Below are 24,231 nucleotides of genomic sequence, written 5' to 3'. Positions count from 1 at the left end.
CCGCCCGCGACACACCGACCCGGAGGGGCCGGGCCGGCGGCGGCCCGCGGGAACCCGGGGCCGACCCCTCCACGCTAGGGCGCGGCGAGCCCCCGCGACCCCCGGCCAACGACCCGCGCCGCAGGCCACAGGTCCCCCTCCGGGCGGGCCGCCCGGCCCCCTCCCGAACAGGTCCGCGGGCCCCCGCCACAGGGCCTTTCACGGACCCCCGCGCCGACCCCGCGCGCCTACCGTCGAAAGGGCCACAACGCCCGCACGCACGTACGACGGAGTGAGACCCATGGCGCAGACGCTGGTTGTCATCGGCCACGGCATGGTGGGACACCGCCTGCTGGAGGCACTCGCCGAACGCGACGCGCTCACCACCCCCGACCACCCCGACGGCCCCGGCTGGCACGTCGTCGTCCTCGCCGAGGAGGACCGCCCCGCCTACGACCGGGTGCACCTCTCCGCCGCCTTCACCGGCGCCGGCGACAGCGAACTCGGCCTCGTAGAACCCGGATTCCTCGCACGCCACGGCATCGACCTGCGCCTCGCGGACCCGGCGACCGCCATCGACACCGCCGCCCGCACCGTCACCAGCCGCACCGGGGCCGTCCTGCGCTACGACGCCCTCGTCCTCGCCACCGGCTCCTACCCCTTCGTACCGCCGATCGACGGCGCCGACGCCGACGGCTGCTTCACCTACCGCACCCTCGACGACGTGGAGGCCCTCACCACCTATGCCGCGGCCGACCACGTCCACAGCGGCGTCGTCATCGGCGGCGGACTCCTCGGCCTCGAAGCAGCCGGAGCCCTGCGCACCCTCGGACTGACCACCCACGTCGTCGAGTTCGCACCCCGACTGATGCCGCTCCAGGTCGACGACGGGGGCGCCGCCGCACTGCGCGCCACCATCGAGTCCATGGGCGTCGCCGTCCACACCGGCGTCGGCGCCGCCGCCGTCGGCACGCACACCGACGGCCGGGCCCGGACGCTGCGCCTGACCAACGGCGAGGAGATCAGCTCCGACGTCGTGGTCTTCTCCGCCGGCGTCCGCCCCCGCGACCGCCTCGCCCGCGAGTGCGGGCTGGCCGTCGGCGACCGCGGCGGCGTCGTCGTCGACGCGCACTGCCGCACCAGCGACCCGTACGTCTACGCCGTCGGCGAGTGCGCCCAGAGCGTCGACGGCAAGGTGTACGGGCTCGTCTCCCCCGGCTACCGGATGGCGGAGACCGTCGCCGACGCCCTCGCCGGCGCCGGCGAGCTGACCTTCACCGGCGCCGACACCTCCACGAAGCTGAAGCTCATGGGCGCCGACGTCGCCTCCTTCGGCGACCCCTTCGCCCCCGAGGGCCGTGACGGAGCCGTCTCCGTCCTCTTCTCCGACACCCGCGAGGGCGTCTACAAGAAGCTCCTGCTGGGCCCCGACGGCGCCCTGCTCGGCGGAATCCTCGTCGGTGACGCCCAGGCCTACGGCTCCCTCCAACCGCACGCGGGCAGGCCCCTGCCCGCACCCCCCGAGGCGTTCATCCTGCCCACCGGCGAAGGCACGCCCCCGCCCGGCGCGGACACCCTCCCCGACGACGCCGTCGTGTGCTCCTGCCACAACGTCACCAAGGGACAGGTGCGCGAGGCCGTCACCGCCCGGTCCCTCACCGACATCGCCGGGATCAAGAAGTGCACCAAGGCCGGCACCGGCTGCGGCGGCTGCCTCGGCACCCTCCAGGACGTCCTCGACACCGAACTCGCCGCCGCCGGCGTCCACCGACCGCGCGGCCTGTGCGAACACTTCGCCCTGACCCGCTCCGAGATCTACGAGAAGATCCGCACCGAACGCATCCGCGGCTTCGGCGAGCTGCTGGACGCCCACGGGCGGGGCGGCGACGGCTGCGCCGTCTGCAAGCCCGTCGTCGCCAACATCCTGGCCACCCTCGCACCCGACCTCGGACTCGGCCACGTCCTCGACGGCGAACAGGCCACCCTCCAGGACTCCAACGACCTCTTCCTCGCCAACCTGCAAAAGGACGGCAGCTACTCCGTCATCCCGCGCGTCGCCGGCGGCGAGATCACCGCCGAGCAGGTCATCGCCCTCGGCGAGATCGCCCGCGACCACGACCTCTACACCAAGATCACCGGCGCGCAGCGGATCGGACTCTTCGGGGTGCGCAGGGAACAGCTCCCCGACATCTGGCGACGCCTGGGCGCGGCCGGATTCGAATCCGGACAGGCCTACGGCAAATCCCTGCGCGCCGTGAAGTCCTGCGTCGGCGCCCGCTTCTGCCGCTTCGGCCAGGGCGACTCCATCCGGCTCGCCGTCGACCTCGAACTGCGCTACCGGGGCCTGCGCACCCCCCACAAGTTCAAGGGCGGCGTCTCCGGCTGCCTGCGCGAGTGCGCCGAGGCCCGAGGCAAGGACGTCGGCGTCATCGCCACCGCGAAGGGCTGGAACCTCTACGTCGCCGGCAACGGCGGCGCCAGCCCCCGCCACGCCGACCTGCTGGCCGCCGACCTCGACACCGCCGAACTGTTCGCGCTCGTCGACCGGTTCCTCATGTACTACATCCGCACCGGCGAACGCCTCGAACGCACCGCCACCTGGATCGAACGCCTCGACGGCGGCCTGGAACACCTCAAGGCCGTGCTGGTCGAGGACTCCCTCGGGATCGCCGCCGAACTCGAAGCCCAGATGGACCGGCACGTCGCCGCCTACCGGGACGAATGGCAAGCCGTCCTGGAGGACCCGACGGCCCTGGAACGCTTCGGCCCCGTCGACCTCGCGGACGTCGACTTCGGCGCGACCGGGGCGGGCCTCGACGCCGCCGCCGAGGTCCTCGAACCGGGCCGGGGCCGCAGCACCGTCCTGCCCGACGGAACCCGCGCCGCCCTCTTCAGGACCCGCGAGGGCGCCGTGTACGCCGTCGGCGACCGCGACCCCTTCTCCGGCGCGGACGTCATGGCCGGCGGCATCATGGGATCGCGCGACGGCGTGCCCGTCGTCGCCTCCCCGATGCACAAGCAGGTCTTCGACCTGCGCACCGGAGTCTGCCTCGACGACCCCGAGGTGACCCTCCCCGTGGTCGACGCGACCGACCTGCGCCCGACCCAGGAGCCGGCGGACCGCTGATCGGCCCGCCCGCAGGGCGCCGAAGGCACCGTGGGCGGCGGGACCTTGTCCTGTCGCCCACGCGACGTTCGCCCCTGACGCCGGCCACCCGCGGCGGCGGACTCTGGATAGGTCAGGACCCGTCTCAACGTTCAGGACCACGCCATGAGTTCCACCACGCAACAGGCGCCGGCGAAGGGGACACTCGCCGACCCGGCGCAGTACCGCCCGGGACGCACCATCACGCAGTGGACGCCCGAGGATCCCGCCTTCTGGCGCACCACCGGGAAGAAGGTCGCGACCCGCAACCTGTGGATCGCGGTACCGGCCCTGCTGGTGGCCTTCGTGGTCTGGCAGGTCTGGAGCATCACGGCGACCAACCTGAAGGACGTCGGCTTCGGCTTCTCGCAGTCGCAGCTGTTCTGGCTGACGGCCGTCCCCGGCATCACCGGAGGCACCGCCCGCATCTTCTACACATTCCTCGGACCGAGGATCGGCCAGCGCCGCTTCACCGCGCTGTCGACCGTGGTGCTGATCGTGCCGCTGCTGTGGCTCGGCTTCGCCGTGCAGAACCCCGACACCTCCTACGGCACCATGGTCGCCATCGCCGCGCTCTGCGGCATCGGCGGCGCCAACTTCTCCTCCTCGCTGGCCAACATCGGCTTCTTCTACCCGAAGGCCGAGAAGGGCAACGCCACCGGCATCAACGGCGGCCTCGGCAACCTCGGCGTCTCCGTCGTACAACTCCTCACCCCCATCCTGATCACCGCTTCCGTCCTGGCCATCGGCGCCGGCCAGAAGAAGGCCGACGGCTCGGAGATCTACCTCCAGAACGCCGCCTTCGTCTGGGTCCCCGTCCTGATCGTGCTCGCCGCGATCGCCTGGTTCGGCCAGAACGACCTCAAGGTCGCCTCCACCCCCTTCAGCCAGCAGAAGGTCATCTTCAAGCGCAAGCACAACTGGGTGATGACCTGGCTCTACGTCGGCACGTTCGGTTCCTTCATCGGCTTCGCCGCGGCCCTCCCGCTCCTGATCAAGACCACCTTCCCGGCCTACTCCGTCGCCACCTACGCCTGGATGGGCCCGGCCCTCGGCGCACTGGCCCGCTGGGCCGGCGGCTGGATCGCCGACAAGCTGGGCGGCGCGCGGGTGACGATCCTGTCCTTCGTGGGCATGGGTGCCTCCATCATCGGCGTGATCAACTTCCTTCCCGGCGGCTCCGACGCCGGCTCCTTCCCCGGCTTCTTCCTCTGCTTCCTCGCGGCCTTCTTCTTCTCCGGCATCGGCAACGGTTCGACCTTCCGCCAGATCCCGGTCATTTTCAGGGGCCTGCACCTCAAGGGCCTCGACGAAGGCACCCCCGAGTACGCCGCCGCCCTCAAGCAGGCGGAGATCGAGTCCGGCGCCGTCACCGGCTTCACCGCCGCCATCGCCGCCTACGGCTTCTTCTTCATCCCGGCGATGTTCGCCAACTTCGCCGTCACCAGCGCCATGTGGGGCTTCGTGGCCTTCTACGCCAGCTGCGTGGTCGTGGCCTGGTGGTTCTACGCCCGCAAGAACGCCGAAGCCCCCAGCTGACCCCCCGGCCCGCCGCCGCCCACCGCCCGCGGTGGGGGCCGACCGCTGGCTCGCCCCCACGGCGGGGGTGCCCCTGGAGGGGCGCCCCCGCTCGGACCGCCTCCCGCTGAGGCCTCCGCAGTCGGACCTCCCCGCTCAGGCCTTCGTCCAGCTCGGACTTCCCCCGCTCGACCTCCTCCGGCTCGTGCCTCCTCCCTGCCCAGGGCCCGTCCTGGCCCCCGGCGCGGCCCGCCCTGACTGGCCGGCTCCACCCGGCGGGCCCCGGCCGAGGCCGTGTCCGGCCCCGGCCGGCCCCCGGCTCGGCCTGGCCCGTCCTGGCTCGGCCTGGTCGCATCCCGGCCCGGCCAGGCCCCGACACCTCCCCGGCCCCGACGCCCGGCCCCGGCTTCGGCCCGGCTCCGGCCGGCCCGGCCCCGGGGCCTTCCCTCCCGCGAAAGGCGACGCCGTGCTCGGCATGTTCCTGCAACTCGCCGTGATGGTCGCGGCCATCGCGATGGGCTCGCGCAAGGGGGGAGTGGCCATGGGGCTGTGGGGGGCCGTGGGCGTCCTCGTCCTGGCGACCGTCTTCAAGGTCGCCCCGGCCGACACCTCCGGCATCGTCGACGTGATGCTGATCATCCTCGCGGTGATCACGGCAGCCGCCGCGATGGAGGCGGCCGGCGGCATCGACCACCTCGTGGGCGTCGCCGAACGCGCGATCCGACGCAACCCCCGCAGGGTCGTCTACGTGGCCCCCCTCGTCTCCTGGGCCTTCACCCTCGGGGCCGGCACGGCCCACGTCTTCTACCCCCTCCTGCCCGTCATCCACGACGTGGCCCGGGAGGGAGGCGTCCGCCCCGAGCGCCCCATCGCCGTCTCCTCGATCGCCGCCACCTTCGGTATCACCGCCTCACCCGTGTCCGCGGCCATGGCCGCCATGATCGTGCTGTTCGACGGCGACGGCTGGAACCTGCCGCGCATCATGGCCGTCGCCGTCCCCGCGACCCTCCTGGGCATCCTCGTCGCCGCCACCGTCCAGTCCCGGATCGGCAGGGAGCTCGACCAGGACCCCGCGTACCTGCGCAAGGCGGCCACCGGCGACATCGACCTCCCGGCCCCCGCCGAAGCCGGCTCGCGGCCGGCCCCGCGGCCACGGGCGCGCCGGTCGGCGTACCTCTTCCTCGGCGGGACCGTCGCCGTCGTCGTCAGCGGTCTCTTTCCCGGGCTCCGCCCCACGGTCGGCAACGCTCCGCTGTCCATGCCCGCGACCATCGAGATCCTCATGATGTCCGTGGCCGCGCTGATCCTGCTGTGCTGCCGCGTCGACGCCAAGCGGATACCCGGTACCGAGGTCGCCCGCTCCGGCCTCGTCGCCGTCATCGGAGTCTTCGGCCTGTCCTGGCTCGGGCTCTCCTTCATCGGCGCCAACGAACACCGGATCACCGGCGCCCTCGGAGGCGTCGCCCGGGAACACCCCTGGTTCTTCGCCGTCATGTTGCTGCTCCTCTCCGCACTGCTGTTCAGCCAGGCCACCACCACCAAGGCCCTGATGCCCCTCGGGCTCGCGCTCGGCATACCCGCACCCCTCCTGATCGCCATGTGGCCCGCCGTCAACGGCTACTTCCTGCTGCCGACCTACGGGACCTTCATCGCCGCCATCAACTTCGACCGCTCCGGCACCACCCGGGTGGGCCGGTTCGTCGTGAACCACTCCTTCATGTTGCCGGGGCTCGTGACGACCGTCGTCGCGATATCCACAGGCTTCGTGATGGTTCGGATCGTCTGATTTTCGACCCCGTTCTCCATTTCTTGTGAATGCATTCACAAGCGCACGATGGACCTTGGTCCCTCATGAACCAGCAGGTCAAACAGGCTGATGTCGCGCCGTGGCCGAAACCCGCAGGACTTTCGGGTCCCACCTCAGGACCAATGCGGCCCCAAATGATCGATCAAAGGGCGTGCAATGGATACAAGCAATGAGGCGACTCGGAAGGTGCCGGCGATGACTGCCACTCCTGCGGAATCCACGAAGAACGGCCAGGCCTGGGAGGGCTTCAAGGGCGGCCTGTGGCGCGACGCCATCGACGTCCGCGACTTCATCCAGCAGAACTACGCGCCCTACGAGGGGGACGACTCCTTCCTCGCCGGCCCCACCGAGCGCACCACCGCCGTGTGGAAGGCCATCACGGACAAGTTCCCGCAGGAGCGCGAGAAGGGCGTCTACGACATCGCCCACGACATCCCCTCGTCGATCACCGCCCACGCCCCCGGCTACATCGACCGCGACAAGGACCTGATCGTCGGCCTCCAGACCGACGCCCCGCTCAAGCGCGCGATCATGCCCTACGGTGGCTGGCGCATGGTCGCCGGCGCCCTGGAGACCTACGGCTACCCCGTCTCCGGGGAACTGGAGAAGGTCTTCACCGAATACCGCAAGACCCACAACGCCGGCGTCTTCGACGCCTACACCCCCGAGATCCGCGCCGCCCGCAAGGCCGGCATCGTCACCGGCCTCCCCGACGCGTACGGCCGCGGACGCATCATCGGCGACTACCGCCGCGTCGCCCTCTACGGCGTCGACCGCCTCATCGCCTTCAAGAAGGAGGAGAAGGAGGAGCTCAACGCCCTTCCCGCGGGCAACCGTCCCCTGGAGGAGACGATCCGGTTGCGCGAGGAACTCGCCGAACAGATCCGGGCACTCGCCGAACTCAAGGCCATGGCCGCCTCGTACGGCCACGACATCTCCGCCCCCGCCCGCACCGGACGCGAGGCCATCCAGTGGCTGTACTTCGCCTACCTCGCCGCCGTGAAGGAGCAGAACGGCGCGGCCATGTCCCTCGGCCGCACCTCCACCTTTGTCGACATATACCTTCAGCGTGACATCGAGGCCGGCGTCCTCACCGAGGAGCAGGCCCAGGAACTCGTCGACGACTTCATCATCAAGCTCCGCATCGTCCGCTTCCTGCGCACCCCCGAGTACGACGAACTGTTCTCCGGCGACCCCACCTGGGTCACCGAGTCGATCGCCGGCATGGGCGAGGACGGCCGCCCGCTGGTCACCCGCACCTCCTTCCGCTACCTCCAGACCCTCTACAACCTCGGCCCCGCCCCCGAGCCGAACATGACGGTCTTCTGGTCGCCGCGACTGCCCCAGGGCTTCAAGGAGTTCTGCGCCCGCGTCTCCATCGACACCTCCTCGGTGCAGTACGAGTCCGACGAGCTGATGCGCCCCCGCTTCGGCGACGACACCGCCATCGCCTGCTGCGTCTCCGCCATGCCCGTCGGCAAGCAGATGCAGTACTTCGGCGCCCGCGTCAACGTCGCCAAGACCCTGCTGTACGCGATCAACGGCGGCCGGGACGAGAAGTCCGGCGCGCAGGTCGGCCCCGAGACCGGCGCGCTCACCGCCGAGGTCCTCGACTACGACGAGGTCATGGCCAAGTTCGACCACCAGATGGAATGGCTGGCCGCGACCTACGTCCACGCCCTCAACGTCATCCACTACATGCACGACAAGTACGCCTACGAGCGCATCGAGATGGCCCTCCACGACCGCGACGTCCGCCGCACCATGGCCTGCGGCATCGCCGGCCTCTCCGTCGCCGCGGACTCCCTCTCGGCGATCAAGTACGCGAAGGTCACCGCCGTCCGCGACGAGACCGGCCTCGCCACCGACTACACCATCGAGGGCGACTACCCGGCCTTCGGCAACAACGACGACCGCGTCGACGACATCGCCGTCTGGCTCGTCGAGGAGTTCATGAAGAAGGTCCGCAAGCACGAGACGTACCGGGGCGCCGAACACACCCAGTCCGTGCTGACCATCACCTCGAACGTCGTCTACGGAAAGAAGACCGGCAACACCCCCGACGGTCGCCGCGCCGGCGAGCCCTTCTCCCCGGGCGCCAACCCGATGAACGGCCGCGACACCCACGGCTACGTCACCTCGGCCCTGTCCGTCGCGAAGCTCCCCTACGAAGACGCCGAGGACGGCATCTCGCTGACCAACACCGTCACCCCCGACGCCCTCGGCCGCACCCCCGAGGAGCGGATCAAGAACCTGGCGGGCGTCCTCGACGGCTACATGGCGGTCGACGGCTTCCACATGAACGTCAACGTCCTCAACCGCGACACCCTCATGGACGCCATGGAGCACCCCGAGAACTACCCGCAGCTGACCATCCGCGTCAGCGGCTACGCGGTGAACTTCGTCCGCCTCACCCGCGACCAGCAGCTCGACGTGCTGAACCGCACCTTCCACGGCTCGCTCTAGAGCCGGCCGCCCCCGCCACCCGCCCGCCACCGCGGGCGGGGCGGCGGACCACCGGACCGCGCGGCCCGGGACCGGGCCTCACCCCCTGCCCCGGAGCCGCGCGACCCGACCACCCCCGGCCCGCACCCCCGGGCAGTACGACGACCGACAGACCCGACAGACCCGACAGACCGCCCACGACGACCGGAGCATCCGCCATGACCGTCCTCTTCGGTACGAGCCTGCCCATCGGCCCCGCGGCGGCGGTTCCCGTCAGCGCCGGACAGACCCCGGCCGCCGCCGCGACACAGCGCCCCAGCGAAGGCTCGGTGCACTCCTGGGACCTCTCCACCGGAGTCGACGGCCCCGGCACGCGCTTCGTCACCTTCCTCGCCGGCTGCCCCCTCACCTGCCTGTACTGCCACAACCCCGACACCATGCGCATGCGCAACGGCAAGCGCACCTCCGCTGACGCCGTCATCGCCGAGGCCCGCAAGTACACCCGGTTCATCTCCGCCTCCGGCGGCGGCGCCACCGTCTCCGGCGGCGAACCGCTGCTCCAGCCCGTGTTCGCCGGCGAACTGCTGCACCGCATGAAGAACGAACTCGGACTGCACACCGCCCTCGACACCTCCGGCTTCCTCGGCGCCCGCGCCACCGACGCCCTCCTGCGCGACACCGACCTGGTCCTCCTCGACATCAAGTCCTGGGACCGCGAGACCTACCGCCGCGTCACGGGGCGCCCGCTGGAACCCACCCTGGACTTCGCCCGCCGCCTCGCCGACCTCGGCAAGGAGGTCCACCTGCGCTTCGTCCTGGTACCGGGCCTGACCGACGCACCCGACAACGTCGAAGGCGTCGCGGCCTTCGCCGGCGCCCTCGGCAACGTCTCACGGGTCGACGTACTGCCCTTCCACAAGCTCGGCGAGAGCAAATGGGAGGCGCTGGACATGCCCTTCACCCTCCACGACACGCCCTCGCCCAGCGCCGCGCAGCTGACCGAGGCCAAGGCGATCTTCGCGGCGCACGGACTGACGGCCGTCTGACCCGCACGTCCCGCCCCGTACGCCCACCTCGACCACCTGCCCCGTTCGGAGTAACCGTAAGGTCCACATAACGGGCCGAACCACACCTTTCCGCCTAGCGTGGTGCTGTGTCCGAGCCCGCAGAAGTCCTCGCCGAAGCCCCGCCCCCCACACCGGGGCCGTCCGAGACGCCACCGCCGGCCCCCACCCGGAACGTCACCGCACGGGCCACCCTCGCCGGCGTCGTCGTCTCCCTGCTGCTCATCGCCGCGATCGTCCTCGGCAGCCGCCTGCTGCGGGACTTCGACTCGGCCCTGCTGCCCTACGCCGTCGCCACCGTCTTCCTCGCCTTCGGCGTCGCCTACCGGTACACCGTCTGGGTCTCCGCCCCCGGCGCACGCCGACTCTTCAAGAAGGGCTTCGGCAGCTTCTTCTCGGTCGCCAACTTCAAGAAGGCACCCACCGCCCTGCCGAGGATGATCGCGACCTACCTCGGCTTCCAGAAGTTCCTCGGCGCCCGCTCCCGCTCCCGCTGGGCCGCCCACCAGCTCATCTTCTGGGGCTGCCTGCTCGCCGCCGCGATCACCTTCCCCCTCACCTGGGGCTGGTTCACCTTCACCTCCGCCACCGGCTCCGGCCCCGGCTACGAGATGAGGATCTGGGGCTTCAAAGTCCTCGGCTTCGACTCCCTGAACATCGTCGGCTGGCTCATGTTCCACGGCCTGGACGTCGCCGCCGTCCTCGTCATCCCCGGCGCCTCCTACTTCCTGTGGCGCCGCATGAAGGACCGCGGAGCCATCACCGGACAACGCTTCGCCTACGACCTGCTCCCGCTGATCTGCCTCATCGTGATCTCGGTGACCGGCCTGCTCCTCACCTTCTCCTCGATCTTCCTGCACGGCGGCGGCTACGAGTTCCTGGCGATCCTGCACATGGTCTCGGTGGTCTTCACGCTCATCTACATCCCCTTCGGGAAGTTCTTCCACATCGTCCAGCGCCCCGCCGCCGTCGGCATGCAGCTGTTCAAGTACACGGCCCGCCAGGACGAACAGGTCTTCGCCTGCAAGCGCTGCGGCGAACCCATCGACACCACGCCCTACGTCGAGAACCTCCGCGGCACCATGAGCGACCTGAAGCTCGACTTCAACGCCTTCGTCGAATACTGCCCGCGCTGCAAGCGGGTACTGCGCGGCAACGCCTACCTGAGCCACGTCAAGAAGGGCTTCAAGTGACCGCGACGGACCCCGCCAAGCCGGCCGCCCACCTGCCGCTCGACCCGGCCATCGCCCCGCCCGGCACCCGCAACTTCCGCGACGCCGGCGGCATCCCCGCCGACCAGTGGCACGCCGACCAGAACGGCGAGACCCTCGTCCCCACCCACTGCTGCTTCTGCGGCGTGCAGTGCGGCATGTACCTACGGGTCGACCGAGCCGGCAAGGTCTTCGGCGTCGAACCCCGCAACCACGACATCAACCGCATGCGGCTGTGCCCCAAGGGCATCAACGCATACCAACAGGTCAACCACCCCGACCGGCTCACCGCGCCCCTCATGCGACGCTCCCGCGACGAGGAGTTCCGCGAGTGCTCCTGGGACGAGGCCCTCGACTTCACCGTCTCCGAGATCCGCCGCATCCAGAGCGCCCACGGCAACGACGCCTTCGGGCTCCTCGGAGGCGCCAGCCTCTTCTCCGAGAAGACCTACCTCGTCGGCAAATTCGCCCGGGTCGCCCTCAAGACCAAGCACGTCGACTACAACGGCCGCCTGTGCATGGTCAGCGCCGCCGGCGCCAACAAACTCGCCTTCGGCATCGACCGGGCCGGCAACCCCTTCTCGGACATCCTCCTCACCGACTGCCTGCTCATCGCCGGATCCAACGTCGGGGAGTGCTTCCCCGTGATGACCCAGTACCTCTGGGGCGCACGGGACCGCGGCGCGACCCTGATCGTCGTCGACCCCCGCGAAACGGCCATCGCCCGCACCGCCGACATCCACGTCGCCCTCAAGCCCGGCACCGACTCCGCGTTCTTCAACTCGGTCCTGCACGTGATCGTCGCGGAGGGACTCACCGACGAGACCTACCTCGCCGCGCACACCACCGGCTGGGACGAGGTCAAGGCCACCGTCGCCGACTACCCACCCGCCCGCGCCGCCGAGATCTGCGGCATCCCCGCCGACCAGATCGTCCGGGTGGCCCGCACCTTCGCCGGCGCCGGCAAGGCCATGGCCTGGCACGCGCGCGGCATCGAGCACCACTCACAGGGTGTGGAGAACTGCCTCTCCGTCATCAACCTGTGCGTCGCCACCGGCAACATCGGCAAGCCCGGCGCCGGCTACGGCACCATCACCGGCCAGGGCAACGGACAGGGCGGCCGCGAACACGGCCAGAAGTCCGACCTGCTGCCCGGCGGCCGCTCCATCACCAACCCCGAACACCGCGCGCAGATCTGCCGCATCTGGGGCATCGAAGAGTCCGAGCTCCCCGGAGCCGGAACCTCCATGATGGAGATGGTCTGGCAGATGCAACGCCGCGAGATCCGCGGTCTCATCGGCATCTGCAACAACCCCTTCGTCTCCCTGCCCAACTACGCCGTCGTCAAGGACGGCTACGACACCGCCGAGTTCCACGCCCAGTTCGACTTCTTCCTCTCCGAGACGGCCGCCAACGCCCACGTCGTCTTCCCCGTCACCACCTGGGCCGAGGACGAGGGCGTGATGGCCAACGCCGAGGCCCGCGTCGTCAAGCACAACAAGGCCCAGGAGCCCCCCGCCGGTGTCCGCACCGACACCTGGGTCATCTGCGAACTCGCCCGCCGGCTCGGCGCAGGCGACCACTTCGCCTTCCCCGGCTCCCGCGAGGTGTTCGAAGAACTGCGCATCGCCTCCGCCGGCACCGTCAACGACTACTACGGCATCACCTACGACCGCCTCGAAGCCACCGGCGGCATCGCCTGGCCCTGCCCCTCCACCGAGCACCCCGGCACCCCGCGCCTCTTCGAGGACGGCCGCACCTACCACCCCGACCGCAAGATCCACATGCAGGTCGTGGAATGGCACCCGCCGATGGACGCCTACACGGAGGAGTTCCCGCTCTCCCTCACCACCGGCCGCACCGTCGCGCACTTCCTGTCCGGCAACCAGACCCGCCGCCTCGGCGCTCTCGTCGAACAGACCCCGCGCCCCTGGGTCGAGGTCCATCCCTCGCACGGCTTCAGCAACGGAGACCCCGTGCGGGTCGTCACCCGCCGCGGCAGCGAGGTCTTCCCGGCCCTGGTCACCGAGGCCATCCGCCCCGACACGGTGTTCATCCCGTACCACTGGCCCTTCCCGACCTCCGCGAACGCCCTCACCATCGACGCCCTCGACCCCCGCTCGAAGATCCCCGAGTACAAGGTGTGCGCCGCCCGCATCGAGTCGGCCGAGCGCGTCGACGACGTCCCCGCCCCGCCGACGGCACCCGGCCGGCAGGCCTACCCGGAAACGCAGGTCTCGCGCGACGACCCCCTGCCGCCCACCTCCCCACAGGGCCGCGGCACGGCGGAGAGGAGCTGACGCCGCCATGATGGGACGCACCATCTTCATCGACCCCGGCCGCTGCATCGGCTGCCAGGCCTGCGTCTCGGCCTGCCGCGAATGCGACTCCCACCGCGGCAAGTCGATGATTCACCTCGACTACACCGACCCCGGCCAGTCCGTCGCCTCCCTCCCGACGGTCTGCATGCACTGCGAGGACCCCGTAGCCCCCTGCGCCGAGGTCTGCCCCGCGGACGCGATCCTCGTCACCGCCGACGGAGTCGTCCAACAGGCCGACACCACCCGCTGCATCGGCTGCGCCAACTGCGTCAACGCCTGCCCCTTCGGCGTCCCGAAGATCGACCTCCAGGCGAAGCTCCAGATGAAGTGCAACCTCTGCTACGACCGCACCGCCTACGGCCTGGCCCCCATGTGCGCCACCGTCTGCCCGACCGGGGCCCTCTTCTACGGAACGCTCGAAGAGCTCCAGGCCGAGCGGCCCGGCGTGCAGGTCGCCGACTCCTTCGCCTTCGGCGACGTCGTCGTCAGCACCGGTGTGGCGATGGTCGTCCCCGCCGACAAGGTCCAGTGGCCCGTCCCCGGCGGGCTGCCCGTCGTCGAGATCAATGGGGTGGATGTGCGATGACCCTCACCGACCAGCCGGCACCCACCCCCGGCCCCGACGGCCCCGACGGCGACGAGGCCGCCGAGCGGTTGCGCGACCGCATCAGCGCCGACTCACTCACCACGCGCCGCGACTACCTCCGGATCGTCGCCACCGTCTCCGGCGGCCTCGCCATCGGAGGCATCGGCGTCGCCGCCGGCATCCTGCACCGACACGGCGACAGCGAGGGCGCGCCCGAGGCCAAGAAGGTCGCCGACCAGCTGGCGCCCGGCCAGTCGATCGCCTTCCGCTTCCCCGAGGACGAGGACCGAGCCCTGGCCGTACGCCTCGCCGACGGCACCCTGGTCGGCTACTCGGCCGTCTGCACCCACCTGGCCTGCGCCGTGCTGTGGCGCGAGGACCGCGGCGCCGACGGCGAGCTCTACTGCCCCTGCCACGAGGGCGTCTTCGACGCCCGCACCGGTGAGGTCACCGCGGGCCCCCCGCCCCGCCCCCTCCCCAGGATCTTCCTGACCGAGCAGCCCGACGGCAGCGTCTGGGCCATCGCCACCGCCCGGTCGGGAGAACCGGTCAGAGAAGCCCTCTGCCGGCAGTTCGCCGAGACCCGGCCCGAGACGGCCCGCCGACTGGGCTGCCCCGGGGCCGACCTCGCCACCACGACCGAGAGGGGACAGACGTGAGCCAAGCGCAGCCACCTCCCCGCCCCGACTACCGGCCCGGCAGCGCCGACCCGCGGCTGAACCGCCCCGTACGCGAGCGGTACCCGCAGATCCGCCCCACCAGCGGCTACGGCGACCCCCGGATCCGCCACACCGGCCCGGGGCCGGGCGCCGGCACCGAACAGGAACCGGAGCGTTCCTCGAAGCTGAACGCCCGTCTCGCCCTGGCCCTCACCGTCGTGATCGGACAGCTCTGGGCGCTGACCGTCACCGTCAACGAGTGGATGAAGGGCAACACCGGAACGGCCTGGTGGGGGGCTGGATTCCTGGTCCTGTCCTTCCTCGTCGTGCTCGGCCTGTGGCTCCTCGACCCGAAGGACCGATGACCATGTCGATACCCACGCCCACCCCGCCCACGGTCCGATCGCACCGCGCCGAGACCTACAAGCCGGGCGCCACCATCGGAGACTGGCGCCCCGAAGACGACGCCTTCTGGCAGTCCACGGGCCGCCGGGTCGCCCAGCGCAACCTGTGGGTGTCCATCCCCGCGCTGATGCTCGGCTTCGTGGTCTGGCAGGTCTGGTCGGTCACCGTCGTCAAGCTGAACGACGTGGGCTTCGCCTTCTCCCAGTCGCAGCTCTTCTGGCTCACCGCCATCCCCGGCATCACCGGCGGCACCTTCCGGATCCTGTACACCTTCATCGGACCGATCTTCGGCGAGCGGAAGTTCACGGCCTTCAGCACGCTGATCCTCGTCGTCCCCATGCTGTGGCTGGGCTTCGCCCTCCAGGACTCCGGCACCCCCTACTGGGAACTGGCCCTCATCGCGGCCGTCTGCGGCATCGGCGGCGCCAACTTCGCCTCCTCCATGGCCAACATCGGCTTCTTCTTCCCCAAGCGGGAGAAGGGCAGCGCCAACGGCCTCAACGGCGGCCTCGGCAACCTCGGCGTGAGCGTCGTCCAACTCGTCGCGCCGCTCGTCATCACCGCGGCCGTGCTCGGCGCCCCGGCGGGCGGTCCGCAGCGCGACACGAAGAACGACACGGACATCTGGCTCCAGAACGGGGCCTTCCTGTGGGTGCCGCTCCTGGTGATCATGGCCGTGCTCGCCTGGTTCCTGATGAACGACCTCAAGGTGGCCGCCGCCCCCTTCAGCCAGCAGAAGATCATCTTCAAGCGCAAGCACAACTGGCTGATGACCTGGCTCTACGTCGGCACCTTCGGCTCCTTCATCGGATTCGCCGCCGGCCTTCCCCTCCTCATCAAGAACAACTTCGAGGCGCAGGGCTACCAGGCGACGACCTACGCCTGGATCGGGCCGTTCATCGGCGCGCTCATGCGCTGGGGCGGCGGCTGGCTCTCCGACCGGATCGGCGGCGCCAGGGTGACCATGCTGTCCTTCGTCGGCATGGCCGCCGCACTGGTCGTCGTCATCTTCGCCCTGCCCTCCGGCAGCGACCAGGGCAACTTCTGGGCCTTCTTCATCGGCTTCCTGGTGGCCTTCGCCTTCTCCGGACTGGGCAACGGCTCGACCTTCCGACAGATCCCGGTGATCTTCCGCGACCAGCACATGCGCCAGGTCCAGGGCCAGGGCCCCCAGGAGCAGGCGGCCGCGCTCAAGCAGTCGGAGATGGAGGCGGGCGCGGTCACCGGCTTCTCCTCCGCCATCGCCGCCTACGGGTTCTTCTTCATCCCCGCCATGTTCGCGGCCATGGCCGTCACCAGCGCCCTGTGGCTGTTCATCGGCTTCTACGCGACCTGCCTCGCCGTGTGCTGGTGGTTCTACGCCCGCAAGGGCGCCGAGGCCCCCAGCTGACCCGGACCGGTACCGGGGGCGGTCGTACCCTTGAGGCATGAGCAGCGCCGCCCCCTCCTCCGATCCGCAGTCCACGCCCGCCGCCGCGGCCGAGTCGAAGCCGGAATCCACCGGCCGCCCGGAGTCCGCGCCCCGGCCCAGGCCGCGGCTCGTCTTCGACGACCCGCTGGACCAGCAGTCCTCGGACGACACCGACCGGGGCTGGGGCGAGCGGCCGCCCGCCGGCGGAAGCGCGGCCGACCTGGCCCGATTCCTCGACGAGAAGCCCCCGCACCACATCTGAACCGGCGGAACGGTCAGAACGCGTCGCGCGCCCCCGGCGTCGGGCCGCCGTTGGCCCCCCGCTGGGCGACGACGGCGTCCCGGATCTCCTTGAGCACCTCCAGCTCGGTGATCTCCATCGTCTCCTGGACGCCTTCCTTCGCCTTGCGGCGCGCCTCCTGCTTGGCGAGGTACTTCGCCATCGGCAGGACCATCAGGAAGTACACGACCGCCGCGGTGATCAGAAAGGTCAGCGTGGCGTTGAGCACGGAGCCCCACATGATGTTCACGCCGGTCGGCTCGCCCTTCGCGTCGACCCCACAGGGTGCTTTCAGACACGAGGTGTAGACATCCAGGTTTTTTGTGCCGATGGCACCCACGAGAGGGCTGATGATGCCCTTCACGATCGAGTTCACGATGTTCGTGAACGCGGCGCCGATGACCACGGCCACCGCCAGGTCCACCACGTTGCCGCGCATCAGGAAGGCCTTGAAGCCCGCCAGGACGCTCTCCTTCTTCTTCTCGCTCACCACTGAGCCTTTCCTCGGAACTGCCGATCTCGGAACCAACGGTTCCGAAAACTACGGCAGTCCACGCACGGCGTGTCCAATCGATGCCCACGCCAAGGTGACTTGACTGGGTTTCTGTGCGAATCAACACAACGCCACCGCCAGACGTGCCACCGCGCCGGCGCCCACCAGAGCCCGCGCCGTTTCCCTGGGCACGGACAGCACCACCAGCGCCCCACCGTCCCCGACACCCGCGTCCGGAACGGGCACTTCGGCCACACGGGCCCCCGCCGCCACCACCTTCGGCGGTCCGCCGCGCTCCACCGCGACCACGTCCACGCGGTCGCCCGCGCGCAGCAGCCGCACCGTCGCCGCGTCCGCGATCCTGACCGGGGCCGACACCATCCGCGCCGCGGCGGGCGGCGGCTTCACCGCCGGCGTGGCGGCCGCACCGCGCGAGGCCCGTGCCTCCGCCCCGCCCACCGCGAGGGCCGCCGCGACCACCGCCAACCCGGCCGAGGCGACCCGCCGCCTACGCCGCACCGCGCGCCGCAGCCGCCCCGCACCCCGGCCCACGCCCAGCGGGGGGAAGGGCGGAACGGGCCGGCCGGGGCGACACGTACGCGAGGGCGGGCACGTGGGGGAGGGGGCCGCGTCGGAAGACGAAGGGAAAGGAGACGGGGAGGGGGACGAGGAAGGGGAAGGGGTCCTGGACATGAGGTCACCGCCGGGTGGGTCGAGATCCGATGTCCGGGCAGGCGCCCGGACATCTCCCACGTTCCGCCTTTTCGCCGGCCTCCGTCGGGGCCTGTGGACGATCCCCAGGTTGTGGACAACGCCGTCACCCTCGGAGGTGAACCTCCCGGCAGACCACCCGCCTTGGGCGCGGAATCCGCCTCACGCGCGAACGCCCGGCACCTGGCAGGCCTCCGAGAACCCCTGGCTGGTCAGCCCCAGGGCGCTGTTGATCCGCGACCGCCAGTTCTCCAGCGAGACCACGGCGGTCAGCTCGACGAACGCCTCCTCGCCAAGCCGCGCGACCAGCTCGGCCGCGAGCTCGTCGGTGACGGCCGGCTCGGTCTCGGTCATGGCCTCCGCGTACTCCATGACCAGCAGTTCCAGCCCGGTGAACACCTCGCGGTGCTCCCTCCACCGCGGAACCCGCTTGATCTTCTCCGGCGCCAAGCCCCGCTCGTGCCCCTCCCAGTAGCCGAAGTCCATGCACCACGAGCAGTTGATGCGGGCGGCGCAGGCCATCACGGCGAGGTGCCCCAGGTCGGCGTCGAGCCTGTTCCACTTCGCGACCCGCCGTTCGAGCCGGAGGTAGGAGACCAGCACGCGCGGGTTGTGACCGAGCGCCAGTCCGGGGTCCAGGACCTTGCCGTAGGTACGGCGCGAGTACCAGGACAGGACACGCATGAGGAGGGTGCGGGGCGGGGTGAGCGAGATGCGCGGCATGACGGCTTCCTTCGATCCGGAAGGCTCTCGAACGTCCTTCACCCACGCAGACAAGCCGGCGCCGCCGGATGTGACACCGGCGCGGGAACCGCCACGGATCCGCCTCGGATCCGAGGCGGCCGCCCCTATGGCAACGGCGACCCGTAGGGCGGGGGAGCCCACACCGTCAGCCGCAGCAGCGCCGCGCCGATCAGCAGCACGGGCGGCCACAACCACCAGGACCGCAGTCGACCCGTCGCGACGAACGCCCAGGTCACGAGCGCTGCGAGGGCGCCGGTGAACAGGCCGAGTCCCGCGCCGATCGCGGAGTGCGCCCGGGTGTCGGTCCGGCCCGGCTCGGCCAGGTAACCGACGGCGAGGAAATATCCGGAGAGGACTCCGAGCAGGACGACGACCCCGGCGGCCATCACCCGCACCGCCCACCCCGCACGGCCGGCGCGCCCCGCGCGACCCGCCTGCCCCTCACGGCCCGCCCGCTCCGCGCGCGCGGGGAGCGGGCGGCGCGGGGCCGAGTCGGTGGACCGCCGGGGCCCGTCGGTCACGGGAGCTCGATGCCCAGGTCCCAGCCGTCGTGGGCGTGCGTGCACAGGCAGTCGCGCGACGCGGTCGCCGGAAGCGCCGCCACCGCGTCGAAGAGGACCTCGCGCAGCCGGCCGACGTTCTCCCCGAACACCTTCAGGACCTCGGTGTGTGAGACCCCCTCACCCGTCTCGGCGCCCGCGTCCAGGTCCGTGACCAGCGCCATCGACGTGTAGCAGAGCCCCAGCTCACGCGCGAGGACCGCCTCCGGGTGCCCGGTCATGCCGACCACCGACCAGCCGGCCGCCGCGTGCCAGCGCGACTCGGCGCGCGTGGAGAACCGCGGCCCCTCGATGACGACCATGGTGCCGCCGTCCACCGGCTCCCAGTCACGGCCCCGCGCCGCCGCGAGGGCGACGGAACGCCCGACGGGGCAGTAGGGGTCGGCGAAGGTCGTGTGCACGACGTTGGGGACCGTGCCGTCGGGCAGCGGTTCGCCGTCGAAGAAGGTCTGGGCGCGGGACTTCGTACGGTCGACCAGCTGGTCCGGCACCAACAGCGTGCCGGGACCGTACTCGGCCCGCAGGCCGCCGACCGCGCACGGGCCGAGCACCTGGCGGACGCCGACCGAACGCAGCGCCCACAGGTTCGCCCGGTAGTTGATCTTGTGGGGCGGCACGGTGTGGCTCTTGCCGTGACGCGGCAGGAACGCCACCTGGCGCCCGGCCAGCTCGCCCACGTACAGGGAGTCGCTCGGGGCGCCGTAGGGCGTCTCGACCCGGATCTCGGAGACGTCCTCCAGGAAGGAGTAGAAGCCCGAACCGCCGATTACGCCGATCTCTGCGTTCACCATGGCGCCACCCTAACGGGGCTTCCCGACGGCGCACACGGGCCCTGGCACGCGCGAGGCCCCGCAGCCCGGAAGGGCGTACGGGGCCTCGCGGAAAGGCGTACGGAACGGCCTGCCTCAGGCGGCCGAGGTGGAGCTGCTGCTCGTGCCGGCCGACGTCGAGGAGGACGAGGAGGCGGGAGCGGCGGTCGACGTCGTCGTCGTGGACGTGGAAGACGACGACGAGGACGACTTCGAAGCGGGCGTGCTGCTCGACGAGGCGCCACGGCTGTCGTTCCGGTAGAAACCGGAACCCTTGAACACGATGCCGACGGCGGAGAACACCTTCTTCAGGCGTCCGTCGCAGCTCGGGCACACGGTCAGCGCGTCATCGGTGAACTTCTGCACGGCCTCAAGGCCCTCACCGCACTCGGTGCACTGGTACTGGTAGGTCGGCACGAATTTCCTCCTGGCACTCTGACTCGATGAGTGCTAACGACGCTCCATGGTGACGTATTCCGGCGGATCAGTCCACCGTCACCGGCGTGCGGTGACCGATGCCACGCTCGTTCACCCGGTTACGCTCGGCGGCCGGCGCGGCCGCGGGGGCGGTGCGCGCGGACGAGTTCACTACCCGGCTCGGGGCCTTCGGGGCCAGCTTCGAGCGCAGCGTCAGCAGCGTGGCCAGCGCGAGCGCGGTCGCCACGAGGGGGACCAGGAAGCCGTACGAGGACCCGTGGGCGTCCGTCAGGCGGCCGGCCACGATCACGGCGACGGCCTGCCCGAAGGCGACGGCGCCGGTCAGCCAGGTGAAGGCCTCGGTGCGCGACGCGGCCGGGATGAGCTGCTCGACCATGGTGTAGCCGGTGATCAGCGCGGGGGCGATGCACAGACCCACGACCAGGCCGAGGGCGCCCAGCAGGACCACCGAGTGCGCGGCCCACAGGACCGACGCGGCGGCGGTGAGGCCGATGTAGCCGAGGATCAGGCGACGGCGCGGGCCGATCTTCCAGGCGATGGCGCCCATGGCGATGCCGGCGGTCATGTTGCCCGCGGCGAAGATGCCGTAGAGCAGGCCGTTGGCGCCCGGGTTGCCGATCTCGCTGGAGAAGGCGGCCAGGGAGATCTGCATGCCGCCGAAGACGGCGCCGATCCCGAGGAACGCGACGATCAGGACGCGCAGGCCCGGGAAGGACAGCGCGGAGGCGTGCTGCTCGCCGTTGGCGGCGGCCGCGGCGAGCTTCGGCTCGGTGGCGCGCTGGGCGGCGAAGAACAGGCCGCCGAGCAACGTCAGGGCCGCCTCGGTGGCCAGGCCGGCCGCCGGGTGGATGCCGGTGCACAGGGCGGTGGCGAGCACGGGGCCGACGACGAAGGTGAACTCGTCGGTGACGGACTCGAACGCGGCGGCCGTCGGCAGCAGCGGCGAGCCCTCCAGCTTGGCGGCCCAGCGCGACCGGACCATGGGGCCGACCTGCGGGACCGACGCGCCGGCCGGGACGGCGGCCAGCGCGAGCGCCCACAGGGGGGCGCCGAGGAGCGCCAGCGCGGTCAGAGCGGAGACCGCGGTGGCGTGGACGAGGACGACCGGGACGAGGACGGCGCTCTGGCCGCGGCGGTCGGTGAACTTGCCCATGACCGGCGCGAACAGGGCCATGGAGACGCCGGTGACGGCGGAGACGATGCCGGCGTCGCCGTAGGAGCCGGTCGCGTGCTGGACGAGCAGCAGGATGCTGATCGTCAGCATGCCGAAGGGCAGGCGGGCGGCGAAGCCGGGGAGGACGAAGCCGAGGGCACCGGGCGTGCGCAGCAGCTGCCCGTAGCCGGGGCGGGTGGACGTGGCGGACTTGTCGGTCGTGACCGCGGATGTCACGGCCTGGCCTTTCCGCTGCCTGGTAGAGCGTCCCCGTCTGCGGACGATGGGCCGCCTTGTGAGCGACCGCACCCGTACATGTGGGAGCCCCGAGAGCTGTCCTCTTGCGCAGAACCGAGTGATACCTGGGCGCCCCACTGCGGGAGGGTGCCACGGCCGCTTTGCGGTCGCGCCAGCTCTGCGTCAGGCAGAGTTGGTTCGATGTGGTGTGCCTTCATCGTACAGGGGGATTCACTACCACGCCCTGTGATTGCGCTGACAACTCGTGTCTTCACCTGCGATTAACTGGAGCTTTGCATTCCCTGGCCCTTGATATAGGGGCAATCCGGCCGAGACGCCACCGAAAATGGCCGAATTAGAGCGCTGCTCTAACGGAAAATCTTCGCCGACGCCACCATGGGGCCGTAAAAACCCCCGACCGCGAGGGGCATTTGTCACCCAAAGTGACGCCGCGCACCCAGGGTGACGCCTTCGAGGGCCGGTTCCGCCCCCCGATCGCAGGACCCGGGAGGATGCGACGAACGAATGAACGGCCGGTGAGTGACCGCCCGGCCGCCCGCCCATCCCTCCTCGGGCGTCTACAGGGACGTCGCCCCGCCCGTCCCCAGCCACCCCGCGAGCTTGCCGCCGCGCGCCACCGCGCGCAGCCGCGCCTCCGCCGCGTCGCGCACCGGGTCGGTGGCCACCACCAGCAGCTCGTCCCCCCGCCGCAGCACGGTCGACGGCGACGGCACGAAGCTCTTCGCGTCCCGCACCACCAACGTCACCGACGCCCCGGCCGGCAGGCGCAGCTCACCGACCTCGACGCCGTGCATCCGCGACGCGGGCGGGATCGCGAACGACAGCAGGTGGCCGCGCAGCTTCTCCAGCGGCGCCGACTCGATCCCGAGGTCGGAGGCGGTCTCGTCCGTGTCGCCGAGGTTCAGCTTGCGCGCGAGCCACGGCAGCGTCGGCCCCTGCACCAGGGTGTAGACGACGACGAGCACGAAGACGATGTTGAAGACCCGGTCGCTGCCCTCGATCCCCGACACCATCGGGATGGTCGCCAGGATGATGGGCACGGCGCCGCGCAGCCCCGCCCACGACATCAGCGTCTTCTCCTGCCAGGGCAGGCGGAACGGGATCAGGCTGACGAACACCTCCAGCGGCCTCGCCACCATCGTCAGCACCAGTCCGATGATCACGGCGGGCCAGAAGTCGTTCACCAGCTCGTGCGGGGTCACCAGCAGGCCCAGCAGCACGAACATGCCGATCTGCGCGATCCAGCCGAGCCCGTCCGCGAACCCGCGCGTGGCCGGCCAGTGCGGCAGCTTCGCGTTCCCCAGCACCATCGCCGCCAGGTAGACGGCGAGGAAGCCGGAGCCGTGCGCCATCGCGCCGGCCGCGTACGCGGTCACGGCGATCGCCATCACCGCGATCGGGTACAGACCCGAGGCGGGCAGTGCCACGTGCCGCAGGCCGTACGCCCCCAGGAAGCCCACCGCCAGGCCGATCGCGGCGCCGATGGTCAGTTCCAGCGCGATCTTGCCGAGCAGCAGGTACCACTCGTCCACCGGTCCGACCGTCGAGAAGGCCACGACCAGGATGACCACCGGGGCGTCGTTGAATCCCGACTCCGCCTCCAGCACGCCCGTCACCCGCGAGGGGAGCGGGACCTTGCGCAGGACGGAGAAGACGGCCGCGGCGTCGGTCGAGGAGACGACCGCGCCGATCAGCAGCGCCTGGCGCCACTCCAGCCCCACGAGGTAGTGCGCGCCCGCCGCCGTCACGCCCACGCTGATCGCGACGCCGACCAGCGACAGTACGATCGCCGCCGGCAGCGCCGGCTTGATCTCTTTCCACTTGGTGCCCAGACCGCCCTCGGCGAGGATCACGACGAGCGCGGCATAGCCGATGACCTGGGTCAGCTCGGCGTTGTCGAACACGACGTTGCCTATGCCGTCCTGGCCTATCGCCACGCCTATGCCGAGATAGATGAGCAGGCTGGGGAGGCCGCTGCGTGAGGAGATGCGCACCGCCGCGACGGCGACGAGCAGGACGAGCGAGCAGACCAGCAGGAGCTCATTGAGCGTGTGGACAGTCAGCGGGCGGCCTTTCCTCGTGGCGCCGGGGCGGATGGATCCTCGCGGGCGCGGTCGGCAAGTACTTCGTTACCTTACCTAATAGTTGACGATTTCTTGACGCGCTCCTCACATTGTGAAACGCCCACCGGCCCCTGTCCTCGGCAGCCCGACCCCTGGCGGATCACCGGAGCC

At 70.8% G+C, this 24,231-nt stretch carries 20 protein-coding genes; 12 read left to right on the top strand and 8 right to left on the bottom strand.

From position 1 onward, the window contains the following. The first annotated feature begins 280 nt into the window (after positions 1 to 280). The 12 genes from nirB to AB0D01_RS12620 all read left to right on the top strand — a co-directional run bounded on the left by nirB (position 281) and on the right by AB0D01_RS12620 (position 16,813). Positions 281 to 3,106: a nitrite reductase large subunit NirB gene (gene nirB / locus AB0D01_RS12675; protein ID WP_363055116.1), complete on the top strand. Its 2,826-nt coding sequence runs from the start codon at positions 281 to 283 to the stop codon at positions 3,104 to 3,106. A 144-nt stretch (positions 3,107 to 3,250) separates the two neighbouring features. Next, a complete protein-coding gene (locus AB0D01_RS12670) occupies positions 3,251 to 4,663 on the top strand; it encodes a NarK family nitrate/nitrite MFS transporter (RefSeq protein WP_363055115.1) in 1,413 nt (470 codons plus the stop codon). Positions 4,664 to 5,117: 454 nt separating this feature from the next. Next, on the top strand, positions 5,118 to 6,428 hold the full coding sequence (locus tag AB0D01_RS12665) for an anaerobic C4-dicarboxylate transporter family protein (protein ID WP_363055177.1): 1,311 nt from the start codon (positions 5,118 to 5,120) through the stop codon (positions 6,426 to 6,428). Positions 6,429 to 6,644: 216 nt separating this feature from the next. After that, positions 6,645 to 8,915: a formate C-acetyltransferase gene (gene pflB, locus AB0D01_RS12660; protein WP_363055114.1), complete on the top strand. Its 2,271-nt coding sequence runs from the start codon at positions 6,645 to 6,647 to the stop codon at positions 8,913 to 8,915. Between the two features lie 197 nt (positions 8,916 to 9,112). After that, a complete protein-coding gene (pflA, locus tag AB0D01_RS12655; protein WP_363055113.1) occupies positions 9,113 to 9,940 on the top strand; it encodes a pyruvate formate-lyase-activating protein in 828 nt (275 codons plus the stop codon). Positions 9,941 to 10,047: 107 nt separating this feature from the next. Then, positions 10,048 to 11,151 (top strand): MFS transporter, encoded by a 1,104-nt coding sequence (locus tag AB0D01_RS12650; RefSeq protein WP_363055112.1) that lies wholly within the window; start codon positions 10,048 to 10,050, stop codon positions 11,149 to 11,151. Beyond that, positions 11,148 to 13,469 carry a molybdopterin oxidoreductase family protein gene (locus AB0D01_RS12645; protein ID WP_363055111.1) on the top strand — a complete coding sequence of 774 codons (2,322 nt, stop codon included), beginning with the start codon at positions 11,148 to 11,150 and terminating at the stop codon, positions 13,467 to 13,469. Before AB0D01_RS12650 ends, AB0D01_RS12645 begins: the two co-directional genes overlap by 4 nt. Before the next feature lie 7 nt (positions 13,470 to 13,476). After that, positions 13,477 to 14,076, top strand: coding sequence for a 4Fe-4S dicluster domain-containing protein (locus AB0D01_RS12640; RefSeq protein ID WP_363055110.1), 600 nt, complete (start codon positions 13,477 to 13,479; stop codon positions 14,074 to 14,076). Next, positions 14,073 to 14,735: a Rieske (2Fe-2S) protein gene (locus AB0D01_RS12635; protein WP_363055109.1), complete on the top strand. Its 663-nt coding sequence runs from the start codon at positions 14,073 to 14,075 to the stop codon at positions 14,733 to 14,735. The genes AB0D01_RS12640 and AB0D01_RS12635 overlap by 4 nt, the downstream gene beginning before the upstream one ends. Continuing rightward, on the top strand, positions 14,732 to 15,100 hold the full coding sequence (locus AB0D01_RS12630) for a hypothetical protein (RefSeq protein ID WP_363055108.1): 369 nt from the start codon (positions 14,732 to 14,734) through the stop codon (positions 15,098 to 15,100). The genes AB0D01_RS12635 and AB0D01_RS12630 overlap by 4 nt, the downstream gene beginning before the upstream one ends. A gap of 2 nt (positions 15,101 to 15,102) precedes the next feature. Further along, positions 15,103 to 16,530, top strand: coding sequence for a NarK family nitrate/nitrite MFS transporter (locus tag AB0D01_RS12625; RefSeq protein WP_363055107.1), 1,428 nt, complete (start codon positions 15,103 to 15,105; stop codon positions 16,528 to 16,530). Between the two features lie 37 nt (positions 16,531 to 16,567). Beyond that, positions 16,568 to 16,813, top strand: a complete 246-nt coding sequence (locus tag AB0D01_RS12620) for a hypothetical protein (RefSeq protein WP_363055106.1) — start codon at positions 16,568 to 16,570, stop codon at positions 16,811 to 16,813. 13 nt (positions 16,814 to 16,826) lie between these two features. On the opposite strand, the gene mscL is transcribed toward AB0D01_RS12620, so the two are convergent. The 8 genes from mscL to AB0D01_RS12580 all read right to left on the bottom strand — a co-directional run bounded on the left by mscL (position 16,827) and on the right by AB0D01_RS12580 (position 24,033). After that, positions 16,827 to 17,321 carry a large conductance mechanosensitive channel protein MscL gene (gene mscL, locus AB0D01_RS12615; RefSeq protein ID WP_363055105.1) on the bottom strand — a complete coding sequence of 165 codons (495 nt, stop codon included), beginning with the start codon at positions 17,319 to 17,321 and terminating at the stop codon, positions 16,827 to 16,829. A 123-nt stretch (positions 17,322 to 17,444) separates the two neighbouring features. Then, the gene (locus tag AB0D01_RS12610; RefSeq protein ID WP_363055104.1) at positions 17,445 to 17,843 is read right to left on the bottom strand and encodes a hypothetical protein; all 399 of its coding nucleotides are present in this window, start codon (positions 17,841 to 17,843) and stop codon (positions 17,445 to 17,447) included. A 354-nt stretch (positions 17,844 to 18,197) separates the two neighbouring features. Further along, positions 18,198 to 18,758 (bottom strand): carboxymuconolactone decarboxylase family protein, encoded by a 561-nt coding sequence (locus tag AB0D01_RS12605; RefSeq protein ID WP_363055103.1) that lies wholly within the window; start codon positions 18,756 to 18,758, stop codon positions 18,198 to 18,200. 125 nt (positions 18,759 to 18,883) lie between these two features. Continuing rightward, on the bottom strand, positions 18,884 to 19,300 hold the full coding sequence (locus AB0D01_RS12600) for a hypothetical protein (protein WP_363055102.1): 417 nt from the start codon (positions 19,298 to 19,300) through the stop codon (positions 18,884 to 18,886). Continuing rightward, the gene (locus AB0D01_RS12595; RefSeq protein WP_363055101.1) at positions 19,297 to 20,130 is read right to left on the bottom strand and encodes an S-methyl-5'-thioadenosine phosphorylase; all 834 of its coding nucleotides are present in this window, start codon (positions 20,128 to 20,130) and stop codon (positions 19,297 to 19,299) included. The genes AB0D01_RS12600 and AB0D01_RS12595 overlap by 4 nt, the downstream gene beginning before the upstream one ends. Positions 20,131 to 20,244: 114 nt before the next feature. Continuing rightward, entirely contained in the window at positions 20,245 to 20,565 is a 321-nt protein-coding gene (locus tag AB0D01_RS12590; RefSeq protein ID WP_363055100.1) for an FmdB family zinc ribbon protein, read from the bottom strand. A 67-nt stretch (positions 20,566 to 20,632) separates the two neighbouring features. Then, entirely contained in the window at positions 20,633 to 21,976 is a 1,344-nt protein-coding gene (locus AB0D01_RS12585; RefSeq protein ID WP_363055099.1) for an MFS transporter, read from the bottom strand. Positions 21,977 to 22,554: 578 nt separating this feature from the next. Next, a complete protein-coding gene (locus tag AB0D01_RS12580) occupies positions 22,555 to 24,033 on the bottom strand; it encodes a potassium/proton antiporter (protein ID WP_363055176.1) in 1,479 nt (492 codons plus the stop codon). Between the last annotated feature and the right edge of the window lie 198 nt (positions 24,034 to 24,231).

The organism is Streptomyces sp. NPDC048606 (genome assembly GCF_040650855.1).
Classification (GTDB): domain Bacteria; phylum Actinomycetota; class Actinomycetes; order Streptomycetales; family Streptomycetaceae; genus Streptomyces.
Note: the sequence above shows the minus strand (reverse complement) of the source record. Positions and strands in the feature narration are given on the sequence as shown.

Bases quoted from the DNA above. Each gene is read 5' to 3' on its own strand.
- AB0D01_RS12665 (WP_363055177.1), top strand. From the start codon at position 5,118: ATGTTCCTGCAACTCGCCGTGATGGTCGCGGCCATCGCGATGGGCTCG.
- pflB (WP_363055114.1), top strand. From the start codon at position 6,645: ATGACTGCCACTCCTGCGGAATCCACGAAGAACGGCCAGGCCTGGGAG.
- AB0D01_RS12625 (WP_363055107.1), top strand. From the start codon at position 15,103: ATGTCGATACCCACGCCCACCCCGCCCACGGTCCGATCGCACCGCGCC.
- AB0D01_RS12640 (WP_363055110.1), top strand. From the start codon at position 13,477: ATGATGGGACGCACCATCTTCATCGACCCCGGCCGCTGCATCGGCTGC.
- pflA (WP_363055113.1), top strand. From the start codon at position 9,113: ATGACCGTCCTCTTCGGTACGAGCCTGCCCATCGGCCCCGCGGCGGCG.
- AB0D01_RS12605 (WP_363055103.1), bottom strand. From the start codon at position 18,758: ATGCCGCGCATCTCGCTCACCCCGCCCCGCACCCTCCTCATGCGTGTC.
- AB0D01_RS12620 (WP_363055106.1), top strand. From the start codon at position 16,568: ATGAGCAGCGCCGCCCCCTCCTCCGATCCGCAGTCCACGCCCGCCGCC.
- AB0D01_RS12595 (WP_363055101.1), bottom strand. From the start codon at position 20,130: ATGGTGAACGCAGAGATCGGCGTAATCGGCGGTTCGGGCTTCTACTCC.
- AB0D01_RS12635 (WP_363055109.1), top strand. From the start codon at position 14,073: ATGACCCTCACCGACCAGCCGGCACCCACCCCCGGCCCCGACGGCCCC.
- AB0D01_RS12670 (WP_363055115.1), top strand. From the start codon at position 3,251: ATGAGTTCCACCACGCAACAGGCGCCGGCGAAGGGGACACTCGCCGAC.
- nirB (WP_363055116.1), top strand. From the start codon at position 281: ATGGCGCAGACGCTGGTTGTCATCGGCCACGGCATGGTGGGACACCGC.